We start from the raw sequence: 7205 nt of genomic DNA on the forward strand, positions 1-7205 counted from the left end.
AGCGCCCGTGAAGCCGCGCTGGCCAGCGCGGTGCGGGTGTTTACCGCCAACAGCTTGCTGGAGGTTTGCGCCCACCTGACCGGACAGGGTTCGCTGAGCGAATGCCTGGCCAGCGTTGAGGCTGTCGATGACCGTGGCGACTATCCCGATCTTGCCGATGTGCGCGGTCAGGCGCAGGCCAAACGCGCGCTTGAGATCGCTGCCGCGGGCGCCCATTCGCTCTTGCTGGCCGGCCCGCCGGGTACCGGCAAATCGATGCTCGCCAGCCGGCTGCCCGGCTTGCTGCCGCCGATGACGCTGGAAGCCGCGCTCGAATCGGCTGCCGTCCTCTCGCTGGCCGGGCAGTTCAATCCCGAGGGCTTTCGTCGTCATCCGTACCGGGCGCCGCACCACACGGCGTCCTCGGCGGCGCTGGTCGGTGGCGGCAGCGTACCGCGCCCCGGCGAGATCTCGCTGGCACATCAGGGCGTACTCTTTCTCGACGAGATCCCGGAGTTCGATCGGCGGGTGTTGGAAGCGCTGCGCGAGCCACTGGACAGCGGCCGCATCCATATCTCGCGCGCCGCCAGACAGGCCGAGTTCCCGGCCCAGTTCCAGCTGGTGGCGGCGATGAACCCCTGCCCCTGTGGCTATAACGGTGATGCACGTGGCCGTTGTCGGTGCACACCGGAGCAGGTGCGGCGCTATCGCAGCAAGCTGTCGGGCCCGCTGCTCGACCGCATCGATCTGCAGATCGAGGTGCCGGCCTTGCCTGCCGAAGTGTTGCAGCAGGCGCCGGACGGTGAAGCCTCCTCCGTCGTTCGCGCCCGGGTAGCAGACGCGCGTCAACGACAGATGACGCGGCAGGGGAAAGCCAACGCCCGCTTGACGACAAAGGAAATCGATCAGCACTGCCAGCCCGTGGCGGCAGCTGGGGCACTGTTGAAACAGGCGATCAGCCGCTTCGAGCTTTCGGCCCGCGCCTACCACCGCTTGCTGAAGGTCGCCCGGACCATTGCCGATATCACCGCTAGCGACGCGATCGAGGCGCAACATGTTGCCGAGGCGGTGCAGTACCGCCGGTTCACCCAGGACTGATCTGCTTGATGCCTCGCAGAGGGCTGCCTGGCGTTAGCCGTCGACGGCCGGAAAGCGGAGGACGATTCAGCTGGCCTGTTTGGCGTAGGTCTCCCTGGCAAACGGGATCAGGCACAGGGAGAGGAGCAGGCAGCCAGCCATCAGGCTGAAGCCGGCCTGATAGGCTGCGGCGTCGTAGATGCGGACGCCGTTGGCGGCGGCGCCCTGCCAGTTGCGGTCGAGCACCCAGCCGACGGCGGGTTGCAGCAGCATGCCACCCAGCAGCGGCCCCATGTTGCAGATTCCTGATGCTGTGCCCATCAGGCGCGCCGGTACCGATTCCTTGGCGAAAGCGAAGCCGATGATCAGGTTCCCGGAGACCAGGCCGGTGAATAGCAGGGTGACGATCAACAGCCAGATCGGAATCGGCGCGAAGATGACCACCGTCCATCCCGCGAGCGCCGCCGCTGTCGTCCACACGTAGAGCGGTCGGCGACGGCCCATGCGTTCGGACAGCGCACCGAGGACCGGTCCGCCGACCGCCCAGGCGATCAACAGCAGCGAGGTGATTGCTGCCGCGGTCTTGGTTTCCAGGCCATGCACCTGGCGCAGATACGGCACGCCCCACAAGCCGGCGAAGGTGAGCACCGCGCCGGCGACGCCGATCGGGGTGATCAGCAGAATCCAGGTATTGCGGTAGGCGAATACCTCGGCCATACCGCGCAGGATCGAGCCGTGCTGTCCGCTGCCGTGCTTTACTTGGGCGTGGCTGTCATAGCCCCAGTCAGCCGGATCGTCGCGGACGCGCAGCCAGATGACGATCGCCAGCAGGCCGGTGAGTGCCGCCGAGACGCCCATTACCGGGCGCCAGCCCCAGGCCTCGATGAGCATGCGCAGGGGGACGCCGGCGATCACCCCGCCAACGACGCCGAAGACCAGTGCCAGGCCAGAGGCGACGGCAAACTGCTGCGGTGCGAACCAGTGGCTGGCGAGCTTGAGCATTGAGACGAAAGCGACGGCCACCGAAGCGCCGATCAGCAAGCGTCCGCTGCTCGCCCACCACAGATCGGGCGCGCTGGCGAACAGCGCGCTGCCGATTGCCGCGACGACCGCCCCCGCGGTGAGCAGGCGGCGCGGTCCCCAGCGGTCGGCGATCACCCCGGTCGGGATCTGCATTGCCACATAGGAGTAGAAATAGAACGCCGAGAGATTGCCGAGCTCGGTCGCGCCGATCGCGAATTCGGTCATCAAGCCGTCGGTCATTACCGCCGGGGCGATCCGTTGGTAGAAGCCGATCAGATAGAGCAGAGCCCCCAGACCCCACACACTCCACGCCACGGACGCTGGCGGATAGCCGCGCTGGTCTGAAGTCACGGTCGCTTCTCGGCGCGGTCTGCATCCTCGGCATTCGCGGCCGCCGGCGAGCGGTGCTGCCAGTCCGTGCGCTGCGCAAGGCAGTAGCGGCCGCGGCGCGGTGGTGGTTTGCGGCAGCTGGAACTTGAGCGTTCGATCGGGCTCACGGGTCTCCTTGTTGGCGCGTCGTCTATACTCTCTGCTTTGCCGAAACGATTCTAGCCGCAGTAAGTGGAGCGCGGTAAACATGTCGATCAAACTATTCGCCGGGATTTTCCTTGGCGGCCTGGTGGCCACCGTGTTGTCGGCTTGCGACGCCGACACGCTAAGCAAACTCAAGCCCGGCAGCAGCAGTGCCGATGAAGTGCAGAAGCTGATGGGCCAGCCGACGCTGGAGTGGGTCGACGCGGACGGTACGCGGGTCTGGGAGTATCCGCGGATGCCCGAGGGGATCGTCAACTACATGCTGGTCATCGGCCCGGACAACGTGCTGCGCGAGGTGCGGCAGGTGCTGACCGACGAGAACTTCGCCAAGGTCACGCCGGGCATGACCACCGACGAAGTGCGCTACCTGCTGGGCCGACCCGCGCACGAAGTCTACTTTTCCCTGAAACAGGAAAAAGTGTGGGACTGGAAAACAAAGGTCGAGTCAGGCATGACCTGGTATTTCAATGTTCACTTCAACAACGACGGGGTGGTCACCAGAACCAGTACCAACTTCGTGGCCAAGGGCTGACCCTAGGGATCTTTGCCAGCGGCCGGGATTCGCCGCCCGTGCCGACGGGAAGGCCCCGCTTACGGCGTCCAGCCACGCCGCTCCTCAGACCACCGGGAACCTGTCATGCACGGTTTGCACCTCATTGCCGAACTCTACGAGTGCCGCTGTGACCCGCAGCTGCTTAGCGATTCCCGATCACTGCGGGAGCTTTGCCTGGCTGTCTGCTCGACGCCGGGGTTGACGCCCGTCGGGGCGATTTTTCACCAGTTCGGCAGCGTCCTCGTGCCCGGCGGTGCGACCGGCGCCGTGGTCCTGGCCGAGTCACATCTCGCTGTGCACACCTGGCCGGAAGCGCGGGCGGTGACGCTCGATCTCTACGTCTGCAATTTCAGCCAGGACAACAGCAGCGCTGCCCGCGTTGCCTGCCAGCGATTGATCACGGCATTTGCGCCGGCGCGAGTCGTGCAGCGACAGTTGGAACGCGGCGTTCCAGACCTTGCCGGGACTCCGGCCGCTGCCGCCGGCAGTGAGTAGCACGGGTATCCAGGGGTATACTTGCCGTTCTCGATAAAAAGGACGGCTGGGAGGCTTCGTGGAATCGCTTCGTATCACGCTCGAACAATCCGAGATTCCGACTCATTGGTACAACGTCGTCGCCGACATGCCCACGCCGCCGCTGCCACCGCTCGGTCCGGATGGCAAGCCGGTGTCGCCGGAGCAGATGGGAGCCATCTTTCCGACGGCCATTCTCGAGCAGGAAATGTCGGCCGAGCGCTGGATTCCGATTCCGCAACAGGTGCGGGAAATCTATCGGCTGTGGCGTCCCTCGCCGCTGATCCGTGCGCGCCGGCTGGAGGAGGTGCTCGGCACACCGGCCCGAATCTATTACAAGTACGAGGGCGTTTCGCCCGCCGGTTCGCACAAGCCGAACACTGCCGTGCCGCAGGCTTTTTACAATCATCAGGCGGGCATCAAGCGCATCGCTACCGAGACCGGTGCCGGGCAATGGGGTTGTTCGATGGCCTTTGCCGGCCAGATGTTCGGGCTCGAGGTGCGCGTGTACATGGTCAAGGTCAGCTACCAGCAGAAGCCTTTTCGCCGCTCGATGATGCAGACCTGGGGCGCCGAAGTGTTTGCCAGCCCGTCGGACATGACACAAACCGGGCGTGACCTGTTGGCGAAGGATCCCGCCAACCAGGGGTCGCTCGGTATCGCCATTTCCGAGGCTGTCGAGGAAGCCGCTTCGCGCGCGGATACCAGTTACGCCCTCGGATCGGTACTCAATCACGTCGCCCTTCATCAGACAATCATCGGTCAGGAGGCGAAGAAGCAGTTCGAGAAGGCGGGGGACTGGCCTGATGTGATTTTTGCCCCTTGCGGCGGTGGTTCGTCGTTCGCCGGAGTGGCCTTTCCGTTCATCGCCGACAACGCCGCCGGCGGACGCAATGGCAAACCGACGCGGCTGGTGGCGGTCGAGCCGACTTCGTGCCCGACGCTGACCAGGGGCGCCTACGCTTACGACTTCGGCGATGCCTCCGGCTTCACGCCGCTGATGAAAATGTATACGCTCGGTCATGACTTCATGCCACCCGGCATCCATGCTGGCGGGCTTCGTTATCATGGCGATTCGCCGCTGGTCTCGCAGCTCTACCATGAGGGCCTGATCGAGGCAGTTGCCGTCACACAGCTGGCCACCTTTGAGGCTGGTGTCATGTTTGCCCGTGCAGAAGGAGTCATTCCTGCGCCCGAATCCAATCATGCGATCCGGGCGGCGATCGACGAGGCTTTGCGCTGCAAGCAGAGCGGTGAGGGGAAGACCATTCTTGTCAATCTCACCGGTCACGGGCACTTCGATATGGCCGCTTACGACCGGTATTTCGCGGGTGAACTCGAGGATTTCGAGTATCCGGCGGAAGCCATCCGGGCGTCCCTCGAACAGCTGCCGAAAGTTGGATGACCGCCTCGATGCGAATCGCCGTTTTCCTTCTGCTTCTGGCCAATCTGTTCCTGTTCGTGTGGACCCAGGGTTATCTGGGTGCACCGGCCAATCCCGACGCACGCCGTGTTGCGCAGCAACTGCTGCCGGAAAAGGTGAAGATCGTCTCCCGCGGCGAAGAATCCCGTCCAGCGAGCAAGAAAGTCGAGGCGGAGAACGTGGTCGAGAAGACGGCCGCCGAAAGCTGTCAGTTGTGGTCTGACCTGACGAGTGCTGATGCTGAGCAGATCGAGCGGCTCCTGGCCGACCGCTTCGCAGCGTTCAAGGCGCTGCGCCACGCAGCCGGCGAGGTCAGCGCCTTCTGGGTCTTCATTCCGCCACTTGCCAGCAAGGAGGAGGCGACCAGGAAGACCACCGAGCTACAGCAACTCGGCGTCCAGGAGTTCTTCATCGTGCCCAACGGTGGCGTTAGTCCGTTGGCGATTTCGCTGGGAAGCTACCGCAGCGAGGAGGCCGCCAACGCACGGCTCGAAGCGCTGCGCGCCAAGGGTGTCAAATCGGCCAAGGTGGGCGAACGCAAGGGGAAATCGTCGCTCAATGCACTCGAAATCCGCGGGCCTGAAGCGCAGGCGGAAACCTTGCGCGAGGCGATTGCCGCGCTGCTGCCGAAAGCCAGTCCGGCGGCATGCAAGGCGAAGAGCGAGGCGGTGCCATGAGCTTCGTGGTCGGCCTGACGGGTGGTATTGGTAGCGGCAAGAGCACGGTGGCAGATCTTTTCGCCCTGCGTGGTGCCGCGGTGGTCGATACCGACACCATCGCCCATGAGCTGACCGGTCCGCAAGGTGCCGCGATCGGGGCGATAAGTGCGGCTTTTGGCGAGGCAATGCTGCGCGCCGACGGTGGCCTTGATCGTCCGGCCATGCGTCGCCTGGTGTTCTCCGATCCGCTTGCCAAGACCAGGCTCGAAGCCATTCTCCATCCGCTGATCCGCCAACGCAGCGATGCCTGCTGTGCGGCTGCCGCGACGGCGCCTTACGTGCTGCTCGTCGTGCCACTGCTGGTCGAATCGGGGAGTTATCGGGGCTGCGTCGATCGGGTGCTGGTGGTCGATTGCGACGAAGCCGTACAGCTTGCCAGGGTCATGGCCCGCAACGGTCTATCGGTAAGCGCCGTAAAGTCGATCATGGCGACACAGGCCTCGCGAGTCGGGCGGCGGGCGGCGGCAGACGATCTGGTGATCAACGACGATGGACTGGAAACGCTGGTCCCTCAGGTTGAAGGTCTGCATCAGCGCTATCTCGAGATGGCTGGCGGCAAACTTCATGCTGGACATTGAGGTTTTGCTGTAAATGCATCAGAATCATCAGAAATCCCTCTTGTTGACGTTGGCGGAAGTGTGATTACCTACGAATGTCCCTTCAATGAACGCATACGCACCCTGCTGCGTCTGGAGGATTTGTTCCACAAAGTGGGCAATTTCCTGCAGGGGGACGGGGCCCACGAGCACCATGTGGTTCTGCTGACGCTGTTCGAGATTCTTGATGTGGCTGGACGTGCGGACCTGAAAATGGATCTTATTCAGGAACTCGAACGGCAGCGCCAAAGCCTGCTTGCCTATCGCAACAACCCGGACATCTCGGAAGAAGCGCTGTCCAGCGCCCTGCAGGAGATCGAGCAGGCGTCGGCCGCGCTGCTCGGGATGAGCGGGAAGATTGGCCAGCACCTGCGCGACAACGATTGGCTGATGAGCATCAAGAGTCGAGCCAGCATCCCCGGTGGTGTCTGTCAGTTCGATCTGCCTTCATACCACTGGTGGCGAAATCAGGATCCCGGTGTCCGGCGGGAGGCGCTACTGGGCTGGCTGCAACCACTCCTACCCCTGCGTGACGCTCTGACGATAGTTCTGCGGCTGTTGCGCGCGAGCGGCCGGCAGGAGCACCATGTAGCCACCAATGGTGCGTTTCAGCTGATGCTCGGCGGTAGCAGTTCGCAGATGGTGCGCATTTCCCTCAAGTCGGACGAACCCAACATTCCGGAGATCAGTGCCAACAAATATGCCCTGAATATCCGCTTTACTCGTCCCGACAGCGATCATCGGCCGCGTCAGTCCGATAGCGACGTCGAATTCGACATGCTGTTCTG

At 63.7% G+C, this 7205-nt stretch carries 8 protein-coding genes; 7 read left to right on the forward strand and 1 reads right to left on the reverse strand.

From position 1 onward, the window contains the following. The coding region (locus RUW20_RS05335) for a YifB family Mg chelatase-like AAA ATPase (protein ID WP_313951158.1) at positions 1–1077 on the forward strand (1077 nt) is incomplete at its 5' end. A 66-nt stretch (positions 1078–1143) separates the two neighbouring features. On the opposite strand, the gene RUW20_RS05340 is transcribed toward RUW20_RS05335, so the two are convergent. Further along, positions 1144–2430: an MFS transporter gene (locus RUW20_RS05340; RefSeq protein WP_313951159.1), complete on the reverse strand. Its 1287-nt coding sequence runs from the start codon at positions 2428–2430 to the stop codon at positions 1144–1146. Between the two features lie 226 nt (positions 2431–2656). Here RUW20_RS05340 and bamE point away from each other — a divergent pair, with 226 nt between their 5' ends. The 6 genes from bamE to zapD form a co-directional block, all read left to right on the forward strand. Beyond that, positions 2657–3145, forward strand: coding sequence for an outer membrane protein assembly factor BamE (gene bamE, locus RUW20_RS05345; RefSeq protein ID WP_313951160.1), 489 nt, complete (start codon positions 2657–2659; stop codon positions 3143–3145). Positions 3146–3250: 105 nt separating this feature from the next. Continuing rightward, positions 3251–3661, forward strand: a complete 411-nt coding sequence (speD, locus tag RUW20_RS05350) for an adenosylmethionine decarboxylase (RefSeq protein WP_313951161.1) — start codon at positions 3251–3253, stop codon at positions 3659–3661. A 58-nt stretch (positions 3662–3719) separates the two neighbouring features. Next, positions 3720–5084, forward strand: a complete 1365-nt coding sequence (locus tag RUW20_RS05355) for a TrpB-like pyridoxal phosphate-dependent enzyme (protein ID WP_313951162.1) — start codon at positions 3720–3722, stop codon at positions 5082–5084. Continuing rightward, the gene (locus tag RUW20_RS05360; protein ID WP_313951163.1) at positions 5081–5779 is read left to right on the forward strand and encodes an SPOR domain-containing protein; all 699 of its coding nucleotides are present in this window, start codon (positions 5081–5083) and stop codon (positions 5777–5779) included. Before RUW20_RS05355 ends, RUW20_RS05360 begins: the two co-directional genes overlap by 4 nt. Beyond that, on the forward strand, positions 5776–6399 hold the full coding sequence (gene coaE, locus RUW20_RS05365) for a dephospho-CoA kinase (protein ID WP_313951164.1): 624 nt from the start codon (positions 5776–5778) through the stop codon (positions 6397–6399). The genes RUW20_RS05360 and coaE overlap by 4 nt, the downstream gene beginning before the upstream one ends. A 60-nt stretch (positions 6400–6459) precedes the next feature. After that, positions 6460–7205, forward strand: a 746-nt coding sequence (zapD, locus tag RUW20_RS05370; protein WP_313951165.1) for a cell division protein ZapD, incomplete at its 3' end; no start/stop codon positions are given.

It is taken from the genome of Accumulibacter sp. (genome assembly GCF_032229525.1).
In the GTDB taxonomy this organism is placed as follows: Bacteria; Pseudomonadota; Gammaproteobacteria; order Burkholderiales; family Rhodocyclaceae; genus Accumulibacter.